The following is a 19,064-nucleotide window of genomic DNA, read 5'->3' on the forward strand; positions in this document are numbered from 1 at the left end:
ACAATCCTCGCATCAATTCGAGCCACGATGATAACACGACACACCCAGTTTCGGGTGTGTCGCCACCACTCAGACCATAAACAGGGGCGCATGACCTTCGGTCATACGCCCCACACCGAAACGCCTGACGTATCAGTGAATGTCGCGCCAGTACTCACGCTTGAGCAGGTAGGCAAGGACACCGAAGATGAAGATGAAAATCAGCACCTTTGGTGCCAGCGTTTGCGCCTGCAGTTTAGATGGCTCACCAACGTAGGCCAGGAAGTTGGTCAGGTCATAGACCGCTTCCTCGAACTCCGCCGGCTCCATCTGCCCAGGCTCGGTCACCTGCAATACCTCGCAGGACTGGTACTTGCCAGTCAATGGATCGAGTTCGGCATCGCCAACCGGGTGATCGCTCTGGGCACAGACCATTTCCTGCACGCCCTGCAAGGGCTCAAGCACATTGGGCATGGCGACCAGATCGAAAACAGCGTTGTTGACACCTGTGGGCCGCTCTGGATCCTTGTAGAAGCTGAGCAGATAGGAGTAAATCCAGTCGGTGCCACGCACACGACTACGCAGGGTCAGGTCGGGTGGCGCGGCACCCAACCAGTTTTCGGCATCTTCCTTGCTCATAGCGATGCGCATCTGGTCATTGAAGGCCAGATCGGACGAAAAGATCAGATTCTCCTCGACCAGATCCTGCGGCATGCCCAAATCCTCGGCGGCCCGGGCGAAGCGCTGATGCTCCAGGGAGTGACAACCCATGCAGTAATTGACATACAACTGCATGCCACGCTGCAAGGATGCCTTGTCTTCCAGGTCGGGTGTCATCGAATACGGCAGATGAGCCTCTGCCGCCGCCAGAGCCGTGAAGGGCACCAGCGCAAACAGCAGTGCGAACAGTTGCTTTTTCATTAGCCAGTCACCCTTTCCGGAACGGGTTTGGTTTTCTCGAGCCGGGTATAGATCGGCATCAGCAGGAAGAAGGCGAAATACACTGCTGTGCAGATCTGGGCCACCAGAGTCCGTCCGCCGGTAGCCGGCAACACACCGAGCACGCCCAGGATCACAAAGCTGACAGCGAACAACGCCAGCATGATACGCGAGAACCAGCCCTTGTAGCGCATGGAACGAACCGGACTGCGATCCAGCCAAGGCAGCACGAACAAGATAGCGATGGCCGCCCCCATCAACACCACACCCCAGAATTTGGAGTCGAGGCCAAATAGAGAGAAGGTTACCGCACGCAGGATCGCGTAGAAGGGCGTGAAGTACCACACAGGCGCGATATGGTCAGGCGTTTTCAACGGATCCGACGGTTCGAAGTTGGGCTTCTCGAGGAAGTAACCGCCGCCTTCCGGGAAATAGAAGATCACGACGCAGAATACGAACAGGAAGACCGCCACGCCGAACAGATCCTTGACAGTGTAGTAAGGATGAAAGGGAATACCGTCAAGTGGCTTGCCAGTCTCGTCCTTCTTGTCCTTGATCTCGATACCATCGGGATTGTTGGACCCGACTTCATGCAGGGCGATCAAGTGCAGGACGACCAAGGCCAGAATCACGATGGGCAATGCCACCACATGCAAAGCAAAGAAGCGGTTCAGAGTAATGCCGGAGATCAGGTAGTCACCGCGGATCCACTGTGTCAACTCCGCTCCCACCACGGGAATCGCCGAGAACAGTGAAATAATGACCTGTGCACCCCAGTAAGACATCTGCCCCCACGGCAACAGGTAACCCATGAAGGCTTCAGCCATCAACGACAGGTAGATGGTCATGCCGAAGATCCACACCAGCTCGCGCGGCGCCTTGTAAGAGCCGTACAGGAGACCTCGGAACATGTGTAGATAGACGACCACGAAGAAGGCAGACGCCCCGGTCGAGTGCATGTAGCGAATCAGCCAGCCGTACTCGACATCGCGCATGATGTACTCGACGGAGGCGAACGCACCTTCGGCCGTGGGGTTGTAGCTCATGGTGAGCCACACCCCGGTAAGGATCTGGTTGACCAGCACCAGTAGTGCCAGAGAGCCGAAGAAATACCAGAAATTGAAGTTCTTCGGAGCGTAATATTTTGACAGGTGATCCTGCCACATTTGAGTGGCGGGAAAGCGGTCATCGACCCAGCGCATGAAGCCGCTCTCCGCCTTGACGCGATTCGGGTTACCCATCAGGCAGTCTCCTCGTCTTCGCCAACCACGACGATGCTGTCGCTTTCATAGCGGTACGGCGGCACTTCCAGATTCAAAGGTGCCGGCACGCCGGTGAATACGCGCCCCGCCAGATCGAAACGCGAGCCGTGGCAGGGGCAGAAATAGCCGCCTGGCCAATCACCACCGAGGTCAGCGGCACCGGGTTCGGGACGGAAAGTGGGGGAGCAGCCCAAATGGGTACAGATACCGATCAGCACCAGGCATTCGGGCTTGATCGAGCGCAACACGGGATCCACATAGGTCGGCTGCTGGGGCTTTTCGGACTGGGGGTCGCGCAAGCGCGAGGGGTCTATCTCCTTGACCCGCTCGATCATGGCGTCGTCGCGACGCACCAGCCACACCGGCTTGCCGCGCCACTCGACCGTCACCTGCTGCCCGACCTCGAGCTTGGACACATCAGCCCGGACCGGGGCCCCCGCCGCCCTCGCCCTGGCGCTGGGCTGCCAGGAAGCCACAAAGGGAACCGCTACCCCGACGGCACCCACCGCACCCACAACGGTGGTAGCACCCACGAGGAAACGGCGCCGCCCTTTGTTTACGCCGTTGTCTGCCATGTTCAGGTTTCTCCCATCGACTTACCCGTTGCCGTATCGCGAAAAGACTTCCCGCGACCTACGGATACAAAATGACGATTATGGTAAAAAAAGGTGCGTACGAACACAAGGTCAAAAGGCACTTGACCTAAGTGGCATACACACCTCAACCCATTGAATCGAAAACAAAAAAGCGCCCAGACCCCAAAGGCCTGAGCGCTTTTTTTCGCGTCTCTGTCGCGTAATTAACGCTTGGAGAACTGCGGACGGCGGCGAGCCTTGCGCAGGCCGACCTTCTTGCGTTCGACCTCGCGTGCATCACGCGTCACGTAACCCGCTTCACGCAGCGGCTTGCGGAAATCTTCGTTGTACTCCATCAGGGCACGGGTGATGCCGTGACGGATAGCCCCGGCTTGTGCCGAACCACCACCGCCCTTGACGGTAACGTAGACGTCGAATTGGCCGAGAGTTTCGGTCAGCTCCAGCGGCTGACGCACGACCATGCGACCGGTGACGCGACCGAAGTAGTCGTTCAAGTCGCGCTTGTTGACGGTAATATTGCCGGTGCCCGGCTTGAGGAATACACGGGCAGTTGAAGTCTTGCGGCGCCCGGTACCGTAATACTGCTGTGTCATGGCGTAATATCCCTTAGAGGTTCAGTTCTTGCGGCTGCTGGGCGGCATGAGGATGCTCGGCGCCGGCATAGACCTTCAGCTTGGAATACATGGCTCGGCCAAGCGGCCCTTTCGGCAGCATGCCCTTGACGGCCGACTCGATGACCCGCTCGGGAGCATGATCGATCATCTTCTCGAAGTTCATGGAACGCAGGCCACCAGGATAGCCAGTGTGGCGATAGTAGTTCTTGGCCTGGGCCTTGTTGCCCGTCACCTTCACCTTCTCGGCATTGACTACCACGATGTAATCGCCAGTATCGACATGCGGCGTGTATTCCGGCTTGTGCTTGCCACGCAGGCGGCGAGCGATTTCGGTAGCCAGGCGACCAAGCGTCTTGTCCGTCGCATCGACGACGAACCAGTCACGCTGGACGGACTGCGGCTTTGCACTGAACGTCTTCATGGATGAATCACCAAATTGATGTATTGGGTCGTATACGCAGCGGCCTGAACCGCAGGCATGCGACCATCCCTATTTTTCTTGGTTGCACCGCCCTCGCACGAGGTTAACACGGCCCAACGGTCGAGCGAGGGCGCATTGTACACGACCCACACGCGAAGGTTAAGCGTGAATTCGTACGGGCTGCGGGCTGCGGGCTGCGGGCTGCGGGCTGCGGGCTGCGGGCTGCGGGCTGCGGGCTGCGGGCTGCGGGCTGCGGGCTGCGGGCTGCGGGCTGCGGGCTGCGGGCTGCGGGCTGCGGGCTGCGGGCTGCGGGCTGCGGGCTGCGGGCAGGATTGTCGTTGGCTCTGAATCTTCAACAAATTGCTCGTAACTCGTAGCCCGTTGCTCGTAGCTCGCGCGTGATGCGTCAGGGCTTGTGCGGTAGCGCCAGGTACTCACGCGATTGCATCTCCTGCAGCCGCGACAGCGTGCGCTCGAACTCGAACGACAGATTACCTTCACTGTATAGGTGCTCGGCAGGCGCTTCCGCTGACATCAGCAACTTCACTCCTCGATCATAGAATTCATCGACCATGTTGATGAAGCGTCGTGCCTGGTCATCGGTCCCCCGCCCCATGCACATGACATTGGAGACCAGTACCGAGTGGAACTCGCGAGCCAACTCGATGTAGTCGTTCTGACTACGCGGACCATCGCATAGTTCACGAAACTCGAACCACACCACGTCGTCATGAACACGACGCGCCTTGAGCACCCGTCGGTTGATTTCGACCGGAACATCCGTCTCGCCTTCGGCACCGGCGATGTCACGGAAGCTGCGCGCCAGCTCCGCTTCGGCGGCGGCGTCCAGAGGTGCATGGAAGATCTCGGCATGCTCCAGGGCCCGGAGACGGTAGTCGACACCCGAGTCGACATTGACGACTTCGCAATGGCGCTTGAGCAAATCGATGGCGGGCAAGAAACGTGCCCGCTGCAACCCCTCCTTGTAGAGGTCATCCGGGACGATATTCGAGGTAGCGACCAGCACCACGCCACGCTCGAACAGGGCTTCGAGCAGATTGGCCAGAATCATCGCATCGGTGATGTCCTTCACGAAGAACTCATCGAAGCAGATGACCCGGGCCTCGGAAGCAAACTTGGCGGCGATGAGCCTGAGCGGATTCTTCTCGCCCTTATAGTGCTCCAATTCGTTGTGCACCCGCTGCATGAAGCGGTGGAAGTGGGTGCGCATCTTGTCGGGAAAAGGCAAGGCTTCGTAGAAGGTGTCCACCAGATAGGTCTTGCCACGCCCCACACCACCCCAGAAATAGAGCCCCATGACAGCGGGCGGAGTGTCATGCGAAGAAGAGGGTTTCTTGCCAAACAGTCCGGCGACGCGCGATTTCAAGTCCTTGCCGACAGTCACCGCCTTGGGAGCGGAGCGCGGCACGGCCAGAAGCTCGTCATAGAGACGCTGCAGATGCTCGACCGCCCGTTCCTGTGCGGCATCGTACTGAAAATCGGTGCGCTCGAGATCGGCGCGGTATCGCGCCAATGGCGTGGCCGATCTGGCGGTGTCGTGGGAACTCGAAGATGTTGTTGTCGCGCTCATCGGCGTCTCGGCTACCTCGGCGTCTGCTCATCAAGCCTGCCATTATACGTCGTCAACGGAGGATTCGCATGCAAGGCGCTGACAGCTCAACACATTGACCTGAATCTCGTCCTCCCCCATATAATGGAGCTGCCAGCACGGCGCCCGGAGCATGAAAGCAAGTCGTCATGCCTCGGGAACAGCATTGAAGGGGAACAACGTGTACGAAAGCAATATCGACTGGATCCTGGCCATCGTCAGCGGCCTTGCCGGCATCGGCATCGGTGCCCTTGGCTACCATCTGCTCAACGCCAACGTGGCCCGCAACCAGAAGGTTCGCCAACGCCTCGCCGAAACCGAGTTGGAGCTCAGCCAAGTCAAGGACTCGCTGAACGACCATTTCGCCAGGGCCGCCGATCTGGTCGGCAGTATCCAGCGTCAAAGCCAAGAGCTCGAGCAGCAACTCGCACAGGGAGCCGAGCGCCTGTGCGACGACCTGCAAATCAAGCGTCGTTTCGCCAGCTCCTCTTCCCGGGACGACCTCGACAGCGTGGCCGAGTCACCCGCCATGCCCCGCGATTATGCGGATGGCGATCGAGGCACCCTGGCCGAGGACTTCGGCCTGCGCCGCGGCGATGAAGAACCGGCCGGTCAGCCGCCGCGTTACTGACGACTCTTGACACGCGAAAGCCAGCGAAGGCTGGCAGCTTCCCGGGCAAGGCCTAAGGAAACGCTGAAGAAATCGACGAGCGGCATCAAGGCTAGGTCCGTTCCCGACGGACCCACGCATTTCCCACATCCCTGTGGGTCACACAAGGCGCACGGAGCACAGAACCGAGCGCAGCGACAAACATCCGAAGGATGGCCCCGAAGGGGCGAGAAACCGCAGGTTTCGAGTCAACCGGAGCATATGGGGTTATATGTGAGGATCCGCCGGTCCGATGCTTCGGCACCGCGCAACGCAGCGATTGGGCCGCGCAGGCATTTATTCAGTGTTTCCCTAAGCGGGGTTGTCGATATCCACGAATCGATGCGTCACACCGAATTCTCTGGCTAGCCACTCGCCCAAAGCCTGCACGCCATAGCGCTCGGTTGCATGATGTCCGGCAGCCAGGTAACTGATACCCATCTCCCGGGCAAGATGCGTGGTCCGTTCGGAAATCTCGCCGGAAATGAAGGCTTGAGCCCCGGCTTCCCGAGCCAGCGTGATCATGTCCTGGGCGCCACCAGTGCACCATGCCACACGCTCGATTTCGCCGTCATGGCCGCCGATCAGCAAGGGCTCACGCGCCAGGCGCTCATGGACTCGGGCAGCCAGCGCGCGATCGTCCATGCCACTCGGTGGCCGCCCCACCCATAACAGCCCTTCCCCGAGTTCGCCGTCGGCGCAAGCGTCCACCGCCAGGTCCAGGCGGTTTGCGAGTTGTGCGTTGTTGCCTAGCTCGGGATGGGCATCCAACGGCAAATGATAGGCCAGCAGATTGATGTCATTCGCCAGCAGCGTCGCCAGACGGCGTCGTTTCATGCCGGTGACCGTTACTGGCTCGTTCTTCCAGAAATAGCCGTGATGCACCAGTACCAGATCGGCTTCCCAGGCCACGGCCTCATCGAGCAGGGCCTGACAGGCCGTGACCCCACTCAATACTCGCACGACGCGCTCGCTTCCCGATACCTGCAAGCCATTGACGGTATAGTCCTTGAATCGCTCGACCTGCAACAGCTCATCGCAGGCACGAACCAGTTCATCGCGAGATATCATCGGCACCCTCCTCCGGGCATGGCAACAACGGCAATGTTACAATGGCGACATTGTAACGATTGCGACCGCCCTATCGACAAGGAATCCTGCATGCGCCGTGTCTTGTTGCCGTACATCTGGCCCATCATCAGTGGTGTACTACTGGCCATCGTACTGCTCTATGCATTTCCTGGACTGATGGGAGGCGCCCCCTCGGCCTTACGCCAACCGGCCGAAGCACCCCAAACCACCAGCCAGCCTCAGCAAGCCGTGCAACCGGAAGGCTCTCGATCCGCCCCGGAGCTCGTCAGTGCCGCTCCGATGTCCCGCCAGCAAGGGCCGGTCAGTTATGCCGAAGCTGTGGAGCGTGCCGCCCCGGCGGTGGCCAATATCTACTCGTCGCGCGTGGTCGAGCGTGAGCAACACCCCCTGATGTCGGACCCTTTCTTCCGGCAATTCTTCGGTGACGATATGCCACGCAGGCAACGCATGCTGTCGAGCCTGGGGTCCGGGGTCATCGTCAGCCCCGAAGGTTATGTCCTGACCAATCACCATGTGATTCGTGGCGCCGACCAGATCCAGGTCGCCCTGCGCGACGGGCGCGAAACCCTGGCCGAAGTCGTCGGCACCGACCCCGAGAGCGATCTGGCGGTGTTGAAGATCGAACTTGACGAGCTACCAGTCATCGCCTTGTCCGACTCTTCCGAGGCAGCCGTGGGCGATGTGGTAATGGCTATCGGCAACCCCTTCGGTGTCGGCCAGACCGTGACCATGGGCATCATCAGCGCCACCGGACGCAGCCACCTGGGGCTCAACGCCTACGAGGACTTCATCCAAACCGACGCGGCCATCAATCCGGGAAACTCCGGTGGTGCCTTGGTCAACCCCGAAGGTGCTTTGATCGGGATCAACACTGCCATCTTCTCTCGCTCAGGGGGATCTCAGGGGATAGGTTTCGCGATTCCCGTCAACCTGGCACGGGACATTCTCGAGGAACTGGTAACGCAAGGGCGAGTGATTCGCGGCTGGCTGGGAATCGAAGCACAGGAAATGACCCAGGAACTAGCATCATCGTTCGGTCTCAATAGCCTTGGCGGCGTGGTGATCGCCGGTATCGTCCCCGGAGGACCGGCGGACGAGGCCGGACTACGACCCGGAGATGTATTGCTGCAAGTCGACGGTCGGCCCATTCTCGACCCGCGTGTCGTCATGGCTGACATCGCCGCCATCGAGCCAGGATCCTCCCTTCCCGTGCAGGTGGTACGCAACGGCAGGCGAATGGACGTGACACTAGAGGTCGGCGAACGGCCGACGCCGGAACTGCGCCAGCCGGAACGCTGAACGGCTTATTTCCTGAGCCGATACTCGGCCGACCTGGCGTGGGCGGTGAGCGACTCGCCACGGGCCAGGACCGACGCTGTCTCACCGAGACTAGAAGCGCCTTCAGGCGAACAATGGATGATCGAAGAACGTTTCTGGAAATCGTAGACCCCAAGCGGTGAGGAAAAGCGGGCCGTACCCGATGTCGGCAACACATGGTTGGGGCCGGCACAGTAATCGCCCAGTGCCTCGGCCGTATAACGGCCCATGAAGATCGCTCCCGCATGCCGGATCTCGGGCAGCAGGGAGCCGGGATCTTCCAGAGACAACTCCAGGTGTTCCGGTGCGATACGGTTGATCAGTGTCACCGCCTCATTGCGATCGTCGCATAGGATCAAGGCACCCCGCTCTCTCAGCGACGTCCGGATGATCGCTTCGCGCTCCATGGTCGGCAGCAACCTGGCCATGGCCGCCTCGACCGCCGCCAGATGCTTGGCATTCCAACTGACCAGCATCGCTTGGGCATCCTCGTCATGCTCGGCCTGTGAGAACAGGTCCATGGCCAGCCACTCGGGGTCGGTTTCGCCGTCCGATACCACCAGGATTTCCGAGGGGCCCGCGATCATGTCGATGCCCACCTGTCCGAACACCGCCCGCTTGGCGGTCGCCACGTAGATGTTGCCCGGCCCGACGACCTTGTCGACCCGAGGTACTGTCTCGGTCCCGTACGCCAGGGCAGCCACCGCCTGAGCCCCGCCAATGGTGAACACGTGATCGACTCCAGCCAAGTGAGCCGCTGCCAGCACCAACTCGTTGAGCACGCCGTCGGGGGTAGGCACTACCATGACGATCTCGCGAACCCCGGCGACATGAGCCGGGATGGCATTCATCAGTACCGAGGAAGGGTAGGCGGCCTTACCACCGGGCACATAAATACCGGCGCGATCCAATGGCGTTACTTGCTGGCCAAGCACGCTGCCGTCGGCTTCGGTATAGTGCCACGACTCGGGTTTCTGACGCTGGTGATAGGTACGAATACGTTCTGCGGCAGCGGCCAGGGCATCGCGTTGCTCCCTGGGGAGGTTATCGAAGGCCTCGCGCAGCCGCTCTGGCCCCAGAGTCAATTCCGTCATGCTCGAGACCGACATGCGATCGAAGCGATTGGAGTAATCGACCAGGGCAGCGTCCCCACGGGCCTTGACAGCGGCGATGATCTCGTCGACCCGTTGCTGGACTGCGCTATCGGATACGCCCTCCCAGGCCAACAGCGCCTCGAGGCGGGTATCGAAGTCCTTCTCCTGGGTCGATAGTCGAGAGATTTCCAGTTCACGAATGGCGCTATCGGTCATGGCGTTCTCTATGTACTGTTTGGCTTCAGGCTGACATATCGCGTGTCGTACGCCGCTTGGAGACAGCTTGGCGCAAGCGTTCGATCAACGGCTTGAGCGTCTCGTGTTTCATGGTCATGGCTGCCTTGTTGACCACCAGACGCGTGCTGATGTCGGCAATCAACTCGCGCGGCTCCATGCCATTGGCCCGCAATGTATTGCCAGTATCGACAATATCGACAATCTCGTCGGCCAGGTTCATCAGCGGCGCCAGTTCCATGGCGCCATAAAGCTTGATGACCTCGGCCTGGATACCCTGTTCGGCATAATAACGGCGCGCCACGTTGACGAACTTCGTGGCCACCCGACGACGTGCACGCGCCGGTTCCGCCCCGCGCACACCAGCGGTCATCAACCGACACTCGGCAATTTCCAGGTCAAGAGGTTCATACAAGCTCTCGGCACCGTGCTCGAGCAACACGTCCTTGCCGGCCACCCCCAGGTCGGCGGCCCCCAGTTGCACATAGGTGGGCACGTCAGTGGCACGGATGATCACCAGCTTGACGTCCGGCAGGTTGGTATCGAACAACAACTTGCGGCTACCACCGAGCTCCTCCGCCGGCTCGATCCCGGCATCCGCCAGCAACGGCAATGTCTCATCGAGAATACGCCCCTTGGACAGGGCCAGTATCAATTGCTTGTTCATAAGCGACTTCGGTTCGTGGATGGGAGGAGCACCCTTAGCCGGGTACGCGGCGAATCTTCGCCCCCAGCAACTGCAGCTTCTCCTCGATGCATTCGTAGCCGCGGTCGATGTGGTAGATCCGGTCGACCAGGGTTTCTCCCTCGGCGCACATGGCCGCAACCACCAGCGACGCCGACGCGCGCAGGTCAGTGGCCATGACCGGCGCTCCGGAGAGCCGGTCGACACCGGTGATCACCGCGGCATTGCCTTCCAAGGCGATCTTCGCCCCCATGCGATTGAGTTCCTGCACATGCATGAAACGATTCTCGAAAATCGTCTCGACGACCCGCCCAGTGCCTTCAGCGACTGCGTTGAGTGCCACGAACTGAGCCTGCATGTCGGTGGGAAAGGCAGGGTATGGTGCCGTACGCACGTTGACCGACCTGGGCCTGCGCCCTTGCATGTCGAGCTCGATCCAGTTCTCGCCGCTTCTCACCCGTGCCCCAGCCTCCTCGAGCTTGGCCAGCACGGCCTCGAGAATATCGGCGCGAGTGTTGCGTACCCGTACCCGCCCCCCCGTGATTGCCGCAGCTACCAGGAAGGTGCCGGTCTCGATACGATCGGGCATGACATCATAGTAACAGCCGTGAAGACGCTCGACGCCCTCAATGACGATGGTGTCGGTACCATGCCCCTTGATCTTGGCCCCCATCTTGATCAGGCACTCGGCCAGATCGACCACCTCCGGTTCGCGAGCGGCATTTTCCAGCACCGTAATGCCATCGGCCAGGGTCGCCGCCATCAACAAATTCTCGGTGCCGGTCACGGTGACGGTATCGAAGAAGATTGTCGCGCCCTTCAAGCGACCGTCGACCCGAGCTCTGATATAGCCCCCCTCGACCCGAATCTCGGCTCCCATGGCCTCGAGGCCACGAATGTGGAGATCCACTGGTCGCGAGCCGATGGCACAGCCACCGGGAAGGGAGACATCGGCGGTACCGAAGTGAGCCAGCAAGGGGCCCAGCACCAGGATCGACGCCCGCATCTTCTTGACCAGTTCATAGGGTGCGTGGCAATCGCGCACCTGGGAGCCATCGAGCTCGATGGTCATCTTCTCGCCCATCACCGGCTCGACCCCCATGCGCCCGAGCAGTTCCAGGGTCGTGGTGATGTCCTGCAGATGCGGCAGATTGCCGACGGTGACCGGGCCATCGGCGAGCAGCGTGGCACACAGGATAGGTAGCGCAGAGTTCTTGGCACCACTGGCCCACACCTCGCCGTCGAGGGGACCATTGCCGGTAATGATCAGCTTGTCCATGGATGTCCGTTTCGTCAGGCCCCGGCATTTTCCGGTGCGGATTGCCACTGGGACGGGGTGTAGGCCTTGATGCTGATGGCATGAAGTGCGCCGCTGGCAATCTCGTCGGAGAGTGCGCCGTAGATCAACTGCTGACGCTTGACCGGCGTAAGGCCCTCGAAGACCTCGCCCACGGCGATCACCTGAAAATTGCAGCCTTCGCCCTGGATGTGGAACTCACAGCCGTCGATGCGGGCCTCGAGCAGCGCCTTGACATCACTGGGTTGCATGGAAAGGGAACTCCTAGGAAACGATAGGTGGTCGACACCCCGTCGCCGTACGGCATCGGGGCGGAAAGTCCCCATGGTAATGAAAAGCGCAGGCGATGGCGATGGCCACCGGCCAAGGATCAACCATGTTCAGCCAACGGCAACAAGGCATCCAGGCCAGCTACCGACGTCAATCTCGCCAAAGGCGGCGACAGCGACACTTCGTGCACCACCAACCCGGCGGCACGGGCACCCCGCGTCCAGTCCAGCAGCACGCTGAGCGCGGCACTGCTGACCCGACCGACTCCCCGCAAGTCGAAACGCACTTGCGTCCCCGGCGCCTGGCTGGAGAGCCACTCGCGCCCGCTGACGGCCAGGGCGGTCGCCACGTCGAAATCCACCTCTCCAGAGATTGCCAGGCCGGCGTCATGGGTCGTCTCCAGACGCGTCCCCTGACGATCGAACAGCACGCTCATGCCGAGCCGCCTTCCTCAAGCTCCTCGACACCAACCTCCGGTGACCAGCCGTCGATCACGGCGTCGTAATCGCGATTGTGCTCACGCATCGACTGGTCGAACTGGTTGCGGAAAGTCAGCCCCAGGTTGATGCCGTTGACGATAACGTTGACGACCCGCCACTCGCCATCGCGCTGACGCAAGGTATAGCTCACCGGGTAGACCTCTCCACTGGTAGCCACGACCTCCATGGTCACACTGGCCTGATCCTCGTAACGAGGCTCTTGCTGGCCGCGGAGCACACGCAGCTCACGATAGTCGAATGTGACCAGGCCCTTGGCGTAGGTATCGATCAGCGTCTGGCGGAAGGTATTGGCGAAGCGCGTGCGCTGCCCTGGACTGGCATTGTTGAAATAACGCCCCATCACACTGGCGCCGATATAGCGAAAATCGGCGACATCCTCGAGACTGGCTTCGACCAGCGCCTCGAGTTCGCCAATGTTCTCGGCGAAGTAGTCGCGACGCCCTTCGATCTGCCCCATCAGTTCATCGATGCTGTCGCGGATCAACTGCTCAGGACTGCGCCCTTCCTGACTATGGGCAGGTAACGCGATCAAGGCCAGGCACAACGCCAGCAGCACCGAACGCCACTTGTTCACCACTTCCAAGACCATACGATTACCTCTTACTCACTGACCATGTTCGACACGAATTGCTGGATGAGCTCTTCCAGCACCAGCGCCGATTGCGTATCACGGATGGTATCGCCGTCGCCAAGGGTGTCGGGATCCCCCCCCACCGACAGTCCGATGTACTGTTCGCCGAGCAACCCCGAGGTGAGGATCGATGCGGTGGTATCCCGCGGCAATTGCCCCTCGAGTTCGGCATCCAGCTCCAAGGTCACTTGGGCGTCATACCATTCGGTATCCAGCTCGATCGCCACCACGCGCCCGACATTGACCCCGGCCAAGGTGACCCGGGCGCGAGGCTTCAGGCTGCCGACGTTGGCGAAATTGGCCTTTAACTGGAACGTCTCACCCCCTCCCGTCCCCGGCAGGTTCAAGCCACTGACCCGCAAACCGAGAAATATCAGGCCTACGATGCCGGCCAGCATGAACAGACCAACTCCCAGTTCCATCATCTTGCTGCGCTTCATCCCAGTTCTCCAAACATCAGCGCGGTCAGCACGAAATCCAGTCCCAGCACGGCCAGCGAGGAGTACACGACCGTGCGCGTCGTGGCGCGGGAGATTCCCTCCGCTGTAGGGATCAGGTCATAGCCTTGGAAGACGGCGATCCAGGTCACCACCAGAGCGAACACCAGACTCTTGACCATGCCATTGCCGATATCGGCAATGAAATCGACGCTCGACTGCATGTTGCCCCAATACGAGCCGTCGAAGACTCCCAACCATTCGACACCGACCAGATAGCCACCCCATATCCCCACCACACTGAAGCCCACGGTGAGTAATGGCAGCGATACGAAGCCAGCCCATAGTCGCGGCGCCACCACCCTTCGCAGCGGATCGATTCCGATCATCTCCATGCTGGTGAGCTGTTCAGTGGCCTTCATCAGACCGATCTCGGCCGTCAGCGCCGAACCCGCACGCCCGGCGAACAGCAATGCCCCCACTACCGGAGCCAGCTCACGCAACAAGGACAACGCAACCATCTGACCGAGTGCCTGCTCGGCACCGAAGTCGACCAGGATCGTGTAGCCCTGCAGCGCCAGCACCATGCCGATGAACAGTCCCGATACCAGCACGATCGCCAGCGACAGCACCCCAACGAAGTGCATCTGCCGCAACCATAGGTGCCACCCCTCGCGAGACGGCACCCCTACGGCCGACAGCCCCAAGAAAATACTGGCACGCCCCAGCGCCTCCAGGAGATCGCAGCCATGCCGGCCAAGCTGCTGGACCCACCCGATCATCGGCTCGCTCCCGCGCTCAGAATATCGGTAAAGAAGTCGACCGCCGGATAGTGGAAAGGCACCGGCCCATCGGGCTCGCCATGCACGAATTGCCTGACCCGCGCATCCAGGTCGACATCCAGGTTCTCGGGGGTGCCATGAGCCATCACTTGGCCATCGGCGATCACATAGACATAGTCGGCGATCGACAGGGTCTCCTTGATATCGTGCGACACCACCACCGCCGTCAGGCCCAGTGCCTCGTTGATGCGCTTGATCAACTGCACCAGCACCCCCATCGAGATCGGGTCCTGGCCGACAAAGGGCTCATCATAAAGGATAAGTTCGGGATCCAGCGCCATGGCCCGCGCCAGCGCCACGCGCCGGGCCATGCCACCGGATAGCTCGGACGGCATCAGGTGACGGGCGCCTCTTAACCCCACTGCTTGCAGTTTCATCAGCACCACGTCGCGAACCATGGCATCGGGCAGGTCGGTATGCACCCGCAAGGGAAACGCCACGTTTTCGTAGACATCGAGATCCGAGAACAGCGCACCGCTCTGGAATAGCATGCCCATGCGCCGACGCAGACGAAACAGGGCACGACGAGACAGCTCATGAACGTTCTGCCCATCGATCAGGATACGTCCGGCATCCGGGACCAGCTGCCCACCGATGAGCTTCAGTAATGTGGTCTTGCCGGTACCGCTGGGACCCATGATCGCTGTTATCTTGCCGCGCGGGATCGACAAATCGACACCGCGGAAGATATCTGTTTCGCCGTGGGAAAAATGCAACCCTTCCACCACCACGAAGGGAGAGTCGTTCATGGATTCCCCACTCCTGACATAAATTATCGAACATCGTATCCTAACTTACCGCTTCGCTGCCAGCCCAAACGCCTTGGCCTTGCATCCGTGCCATGTCAGGACGTTTAATTGGCCCCCTTCAAACTCTGGCCCCGGATGTTTTGCCTCATGTTGTTGCCCTCGCTTGCCATCCTGATCGGTTTCATCGGCTTGCTATGGAGCGCCGACCGTTTCGTCGGCGCCGCCGCCGCCACGGCCTACCAGGCCGGCATGAGCGCCATGCTGGTCGGTATGACCATCGTCGCGCTGGGCACGTCGGCCCCGGAAATCATCGTCTCGATCATGGCCTCGCTCGATGGCAGTCCCAATCTGGCCACTGGCAATGCCTTGGGCTCGAACATCGCCAATATCGGCCTGGTATTGGGCGTCACCGCCCTGGTCATGCCGATTCCGGTTCGCTTCTCCATCGTACGCCGCGAATTGCCACTGCTGCTCGGAGCCACGGGACTGGCCGGTTACACCTTGGCCAACGGCATTCTGGGCCGCTTCGATGCAATTTTCCTACTGGCATTGATGGCCTTCAGCCTGTGGTGGCTGTTCCGTGCCGATAACCCCGATGAGGCATTCGCCGGCTCAGTGCCCGATATGGCCCTGCCCAAGGCACTGGCCTGGTTGACACTGACTCTCGCGCTGCTGATCGCGAGTTCGCGACTTCTGGTGTGGGGCGCCACGCAATTGGCCTTGGCGCTGGGCGTGAGCGAACTGGTCATCGGCCTGACCATCGTCGCCATCGGCACCAGCCTGCCCGAAGTCGCCGCCTGTGTCGCCAGTGCCCTCAAACGCCACCATGACATCGCCATCGGCAACGTGATCGGTTCCAACCTGTTCAATATGCTGGCTGTGCTACCCATTCCCGGGATGCTCGCACCCGGCCTCATCGATCCGGCCGCCGGCGGGCGCGATTTTCCCGTCATGCTGCTGCTGACCCTGGTCCTCGGCGCCTTGCTGTTGTGGCAACGTCGTGGAGCCATCGGCCGGTTGCCCGGCGCCCTGCTACTGTTGAGCTATATCGGTTACCTGGGACTGTTGATGGTAAACGGCGTGGACATCGCCTGATCGACATCCCTTGAGTGAAACCTTGCGACGGGCAACAATCTCCTTCATGACCAATGACGCCTCCATGACTCAAGATCAGGATTCACCCTTTCGCGCCAGCGCACGCCGGACCCTGCACCTGGAACAGCAGGCCATCGACGCCTTGGCCACCAAGCTATGCGCGGATTTCGACCGTGCCTGCGAACTGATACTCGCCTGCCAGGGACGCGTCGTGGTCACCGGCATGGGCAAGTCCGGCCATATTGCCGGCAAGATCGCGGCCACTCTGGCCAGTACCGGCACGCCGGCATTCTTCGTCCACCCCGGCGAAGCCAGCCACGGCGATCTGGGCATGATCACGCCTGGCGATGTGGTGCTGGCGTTATCGAACTCCGGGGAAACCAGTGAAGTCACCGCCTTGCTGCCACTGCTCAAGCGCATGGGGATCCCCCTGATCAGCATGACGGGGCGTTCCGCCTCGACCCTGGCCCGACATGCCGACGCCCATCTAGACGCTGGTGTCGAGCGCGAAGCCTGCCCTTTGGACCTGGCTCCCACCTCATCGACTACCGCCGCGCTTGCGCTGGGCGATGCACTGGCAGTAGCCCTGCTGGAAGCGCGCGGTTTCACTGCTGAGGACTTCGCTCTGTCGCATCCTGGTGGTAGCCTGGGGCGCCGCCTTCTGCTCAAGGTCAGCGATCTGATGCACCTTGGTGACCGCTTGCCCAGTATCCCGCTGGGCAGCCCACTGCGCGACGCCCTGCTGGAAATCACCCGCAAGGGGTTGGGCTTCACCTGCGTGGTCGATGAGTTGGGGTTGCTGGTGGGGGTCTATACCGACGGCGACCTACGCCGCACACTCGACCAGTATGGTGACCTGCGCACCCTCAAGGTCGATGACGTCATGACGCAACCTGGCAAACGCATCGCGCCGGACATCCTTGCCGCCGAGGCGGTTCGTGTCATGGAAGACAACCGCATCACCGCGCTGGCGGTCGTCGATGACGAGGGCCGGCCGATCGGCGCCTTGCACATGCATGACCTCTTGAGCAGCGGTGTCATCTAAGGAGCCCCCATGAACCTGAATTCCCCCCTCGCCGATTCCCGCCTGATCGATCGTGCCCGTCGGGTCAGGCTACTTGCCCTGGATGTCGATGGTGTGCTGAGCGACGGTCGCCTTTACTTCCAGGCCGATGGTCTGGAAATCAAGGCATTTCATACCCAGGACGGTCACGGCATCAAGCTATTGCGACAAGCGGGCCTCGAAGTGGCCTTGATCACCGGACGCGATTCGCCGATGGTAAGCCGGCGCGCCGCGGCGCTCGGTATCGATCATGTCTACCAAGGTCGCGACGACAAGCTCGACGCTCTGCGCCAACTCTGCGAGCGCCTGGGCCTGGCGCTCGACCAAGCCGCCTATTGCGGTGACGACCTGCCGGATCTGGCTGCCATAAAGCGAGCCGGCTTGGGTATCAGTGTTCCCAATGCCCCAGCCTACATTCGCGCCCATGCGGACTGGGTCACCGATCGCCAGGGCGGCCATGGCGCCGTGCGCGAGATCTGCGATGCCCTGCTCGATGCCCAGGGACACTGGGGTGCCGTGGTCGACACCTACCTGCATGGCAAGCGCTAACACCATGGCGTTACGAGTTCCTCGTCCCTCGCCAAAGCTCTGGTTGCTACTCATCCTGCTGGTCGTGGGCGGGATTCTGGCCCTGTTCGAAGCCCGGGACCCTCGCCTCCCCGGGCCAGTACCCCGCGATGATGCCGGGGAGCCGGACTATTACCTGGAGGGAGTGAGCCTGACGCGCTTCGATGCCAGCGGCACCCCTTACCAGCGGCTCGACACCCCACGCCTGGTCCATACCCCCGAAGATGACGTGACTCGCACCCAGACCCCAGTGGCACGCCTCCATGACAATCAGGGACGAATCTGGTTCAGCCATAGCGATACCGGTATCCTGGGCCCTGGAGGCAAGCACTTGATCCTCGAGGGCAACGCCCGGCTCAACTCTCCCGGGGAAGGCTGGCAGCTCGACACCGAAGTGCTCCACGTCGACACCGATACCGGCCATGCCTGGAGCGATACCCCAGCCTTGCTGCAACAACCACCTCAATACGTCCGCGGCGAACGCTTCGATGCCTGGATCAATGAAAATCGGATGCGACTGACCGATAATGTGCGCGGTTTCCATCCGCCCGAAGGCCAAGAGGAACAAGCACCATGACGCGACTTTCCCGCCCGCTCCCCAGGCGCGGCACGCTGGCCGGCTGGCTGCTGACCGGGATGCTGACAATCCTGGTCGCCCTGCCAGCCCAGGCATTGGAGAGCGATGCCAGTGCCCCGATCGAAGTCACCGCCGACCGGCTCGACCTCGACGACCGCGCCGGCACGGCCGTCTATACCGGCGACGTCGACATACGCCAAGGCAGCATGCAGCTCACCGGCAATCGGGTCGAGATCCAGCGCAACGAGGCCGGTGAGGTAACCCGCGTCACGGCGACCGGGAATCGCGCCTATATCGAGCAACAACCGGCACCCGATGAACCCATCGCGAAAGGCTGGGGGCGAACCATCATCTACCACGCCGCCGAACGGCGCGTGGAACTGATCGACCAAGCCGAGCTGCACCAGGCACGCGACACTTTCGATGGTGGCTACGTGCAATACTATCTCGATCGTCGCACGGTCCAGGCCCGCGCCGACGTCGAGGGCCAGGAGCGCCAGCGCGTGCGCATGACCTTGAACCCCGAACAGCAATAAGGGTTGTCG

Annotated in this window: 23 protein-coding genes; 7 read left to right on the forward strand and 16 right to left on the reverse strand. The window is 61.2% G+C overall.

The annotated features are described in order from the left end of the window. Positions 1 to 132: 132 nt before the first annotated feature. The 6 genes from IE093_RS03180 to zapE all read right to left on the reverse strand — a co-directional run bounded on the left by IE093_RS03180 (position 133) and on the right by zapE (position 5,402). Positions 133 to 900, reverse strand: a complete 768-nt coding sequence (locus IE093_RS03180; protein WP_189466136.1) for a cytochrome c1 — start codon at positions 898 to 900, stop codon at positions 133 to 135. After that, positions 900 to 2,159, reverse strand: coding sequence for a cytochrome b (locus IE093_RS03185; protein WP_189466138.1), 1,260 nt, complete (start codon positions 2,157 to 2,159; stop codon positions 900 to 902). Before IE093_RS03185 ends, IE093_RS03180 begins: the two co-directional genes overlap by 1 nt. Further along, positions 2,159 to 2,755, reverse strand: a complete 597-nt coding sequence (gene petA, locus IE093_RS03190; RefSeq protein WP_189466140.1) for a ubiquinol-cytochrome c reductase iron-sulfur subunit — start codon at positions 2,753 to 2,755, stop codon at positions 2,159 to 2,161. The genes IE093_RS03185 and petA overlap by 1 nt, the downstream gene beginning before the upstream one ends. A gap of 224 nt (positions 2,756 to 2,979) precedes the next feature. Continuing rightward, on the reverse strand, positions 2,980 to 3,369 hold the full coding sequence (gene rpsI / locus IE093_RS03195; RefSeq protein WP_189466142.1) for a 30S ribosomal protein S9: 390 nt from the start codon (positions 3,367 to 3,369) through the stop codon (positions 2,980 to 2,982). A gap of 13 nt (positions 3,370 to 3,382) precedes the next feature. Continuing rightward, positions 3,383 to 3,811: a 50S ribosomal protein L13 gene (rplM, locus tag IE093_RS03200; protein WP_189466144.1), complete on the reverse strand. Its 429-nt coding sequence runs from the start codon at positions 3,809 to 3,811 to the stop codon at positions 3,383 to 3,385. 406 nt (positions 3,812 to 4,217) lie between these two features. Continuing rightward, a complete protein-coding gene (gene zapE / locus IE093_RS03205) occupies positions 4,218 to 5,402 on the reverse strand; it encodes a cell division protein ZapE (RefSeq protein ID WP_189466147.1) in 1,185 nt (394 codons plus the stop codon). A 199-nt stretch (positions 5,403 to 5,601) separates the two neighbouring features. Here zapE and IE093_RS03210 point away from each other — a divergent pair, with 199 nt between their 5' ends. Next, positions 5,602 to 6,051 carry a Z-ring associated ZapG family protein gene (locus IE093_RS03210; protein ID WP_189466149.1) on the forward strand — a complete coding sequence of 150 codons (450 nt, stop codon included), beginning with the start codon at positions 5,602 to 5,604 and terminating at the stop codon, positions 6,049 to 6,051. Positions 6,052 to 6,381: 330 nt separating this feature from the next. Here IE093_RS03210 and IE093_RS03215 read toward each other — a convergent pair whose 3' ends face one another. Then, positions 6,382 to 7,140 (reverse strand): Nif3-like dinuclear metal center hexameric protein, encoded by a 759-nt coding sequence (locus IE093_RS03215; protein ID WP_189466151.1) that lies wholly within the window; start codon positions 7,138 to 7,140, stop codon positions 6,382 to 6,384. A 90-nt stretch (positions 7,141 to 7,230) separates the two neighbouring features. Here IE093_RS03215 and IE093_RS03220 point away from each other — a divergent pair, with 90 nt between their 5' ends. Next, positions 7,231 to 8,460 (forward strand): Do family serine endopeptidase, encoded by a 1,230-nt coding sequence (locus IE093_RS03220; RefSeq protein WP_189466152.1) that lies wholly within the window; start codon positions 7,231 to 7,233, stop codon positions 8,458 to 8,460. Positions 8,461 to 8,465: 5 nt separating this feature from the next. Here IE093_RS03220 and hisD read toward each other — a convergent pair whose 3' ends face one another. From hisD to IE093_RS03265, 9 genes are all read right to left on the reverse strand, one after another. Continuing rightward, the gene (gene hisD, locus IE093_RS03225; RefSeq protein ID WP_189466154.1) at positions 8,466 to 9,788 is read right to left on the reverse strand and encodes a histidinol dehydrogenase; all 1,323 of its coding nucleotides are present in this window, start codon (positions 9,786 to 9,788) and stop codon (positions 8,466 to 8,468) included. Positions 9,789 to 9,813: 25 nt separating this feature from the next. Then, positions 9,814 to 10,473 (reverse strand): ATP phosphoribosyltransferase, encoded by a 660-nt coding sequence (gene hisG, locus IE093_RS03230; RefSeq protein WP_189466156.1) that lies wholly within the window; start codon positions 10,471 to 10,473, stop codon positions 9,814 to 9,816. A gap of 34 nt (positions 10,474 to 10,507) precedes the next feature. After that, positions 10,508 to 11,770, reverse strand: a complete 1,263-nt coding sequence (gene murA, locus IE093_RS03235) for a UDP-N-acetylglucosamine 1-carboxyvinyltransferase (protein WP_189466158.1) — start codon at positions 11,768 to 11,770, stop codon at positions 10,508 to 10,510. A gap of 14 nt (positions 11,771 to 11,784) precedes the next feature. Beyond that, positions 11,785 to 12,039: a BolA family protein gene (locus tag IE093_RS03240; protein ID WP_189466160.1), complete on the reverse strand. Its 255-nt coding sequence runs from the start codon at positions 12,037 to 12,039 to the stop codon at positions 11,785 to 11,787. A gap of 119 nt (positions 12,040 to 12,158) precedes the next feature. Further along, positions 12,159 to 12,494 carry an STAS domain-containing protein gene (locus tag IE093_RS03245; protein ID WP_189466163.1) on the reverse strand — a complete coding sequence of 112 codons (336 nt, stop codon included), beginning with the start codon at positions 12,492 to 12,494 and terminating at the stop codon, positions 12,159 to 12,161. Continuing rightward, positions 12,491 to 13,147 (reverse strand): MlaC/ttg2D family ABC transporter substrate-binding protein, encoded by a 657-nt coding sequence (locus IE093_RS03250; protein ID WP_189466165.1) that lies wholly within the window; start codon positions 13,145 to 13,147, stop codon positions 12,491 to 12,493. The genes IE093_RS03245 and IE093_RS03250 overlap by 4 nt, the downstream gene beginning before the upstream one ends. A gap of 11 nt (positions 13,148 to 13,158) precedes the next feature. Then, positions 13,159 to 13,629: an outer membrane lipid asymmetry maintenance protein MlaD gene (gene mlaD / locus IE093_RS03255; RefSeq protein WP_189466167.1), complete on the reverse strand. Its 471-nt coding sequence runs from the start codon at positions 13,627 to 13,629 to the stop codon at positions 13,159 to 13,161. Next, positions 13,626 to 14,408 carry a lipid asymmetry maintenance ABC transporter permease subunit MlaE gene (gene mlaE / locus IE093_RS03260; protein WP_189466169.1) on the reverse strand — a complete coding sequence of 261 codons (783 nt, stop codon included), beginning with the start codon at positions 14,406 to 14,408 and terminating at the stop codon, positions 13,626 to 13,628. Before mlaE ends, mlaD begins: the two co-directional genes overlap by 4 nt. Continuing rightward, positions 14,405 to 15,217 carry an ATP-binding cassette domain-containing protein gene (locus tag IE093_RS03265; protein WP_189466171.1) on the reverse strand — a complete coding sequence of 271 codons (813 nt, stop codon included), beginning with the start codon at positions 15,215 to 15,217 and terminating at the stop codon, positions 14,405 to 14,407. Before IE093_RS03265 ends, mlaE begins: the two co-directional genes overlap by 4 nt. A gap of 147 nt (positions 15,218 to 15,364) precedes the next feature. Between IE093_RS03265 and IE093_RS03270 the strand changes: the two genes are divergently transcribed. From IE093_RS03270 to lptA, 5 genes are all read left to right on the forward strand, one after another. Further along, positions 15,365 to 16,312: a calcium/sodium antiporter gene (locus IE093_RS03270; RefSeq protein WP_189466174.1), complete on the forward strand. Its 948-nt coding sequence runs from the start codon at positions 15,365 to 15,367 to the stop codon at positions 16,310 to 16,312. A 64-nt stretch (positions 16,313 to 16,376) separates the two neighbouring features. Further along, positions 16,377 to 17,357 (forward strand): KpsF/GutQ family sugar-phosphate isomerase, encoded by a 981-nt coding sequence (locus IE093_RS03275; RefSeq protein ID WP_189466176.1) that lies wholly within the window; start codon positions 16,377 to 16,379, stop codon positions 17,355 to 17,357. Positions 17,358 to 17,366: 9 nt separating this feature from the next. Beyond that, on the forward strand, positions 17,367 to 17,924 hold the full coding sequence (locus tag IE093_RS03280; protein WP_189466177.1) for a KdsC family phosphatase: 558 nt from the start codon (positions 17,367 to 17,369) through the stop codon (positions 17,922 to 17,924). Beyond that, positions 17,911 to 18,519, forward strand: a complete 609-nt coding sequence (gene lptC, locus IE093_RS03285) for an LPS export ABC transporter periplasmic protein LptC (RefSeq protein WP_229803206.1) — start codon at positions 17,911 to 17,913, stop codon at positions 18,517 to 18,519. The genes IE093_RS03280 and lptC overlap by 14 nt, the downstream gene beginning before the upstream one ends. After that, positions 18,516 to 19,055 (forward strand): lipopolysaccharide transport periplasmic protein LptA, encoded by a 540-nt coding sequence (gene lptA / locus IE093_RS03290; protein ID WP_422730959.1) that lies wholly within the window; start codon positions 18,516 to 18,518, stop codon positions 19,053 to 19,055. The genes lptC and lptA overlap by 4 nt, the downstream gene beginning before the upstream one ends. The last annotated feature ends 9 nt before the right edge of the window (positions 19,056 to 19,064 follow it).

Origin of the sequence: Litchfieldella qijiaojingensis (assembly GCF_014651875.1) — a bacterium.
Lineage (GTDB): Bacteria > Pseudomonadota > Gammaproteobacteria > Pseudomonadales > Halomonadaceae > Litchfieldella > Litchfieldella qijiaojingensis.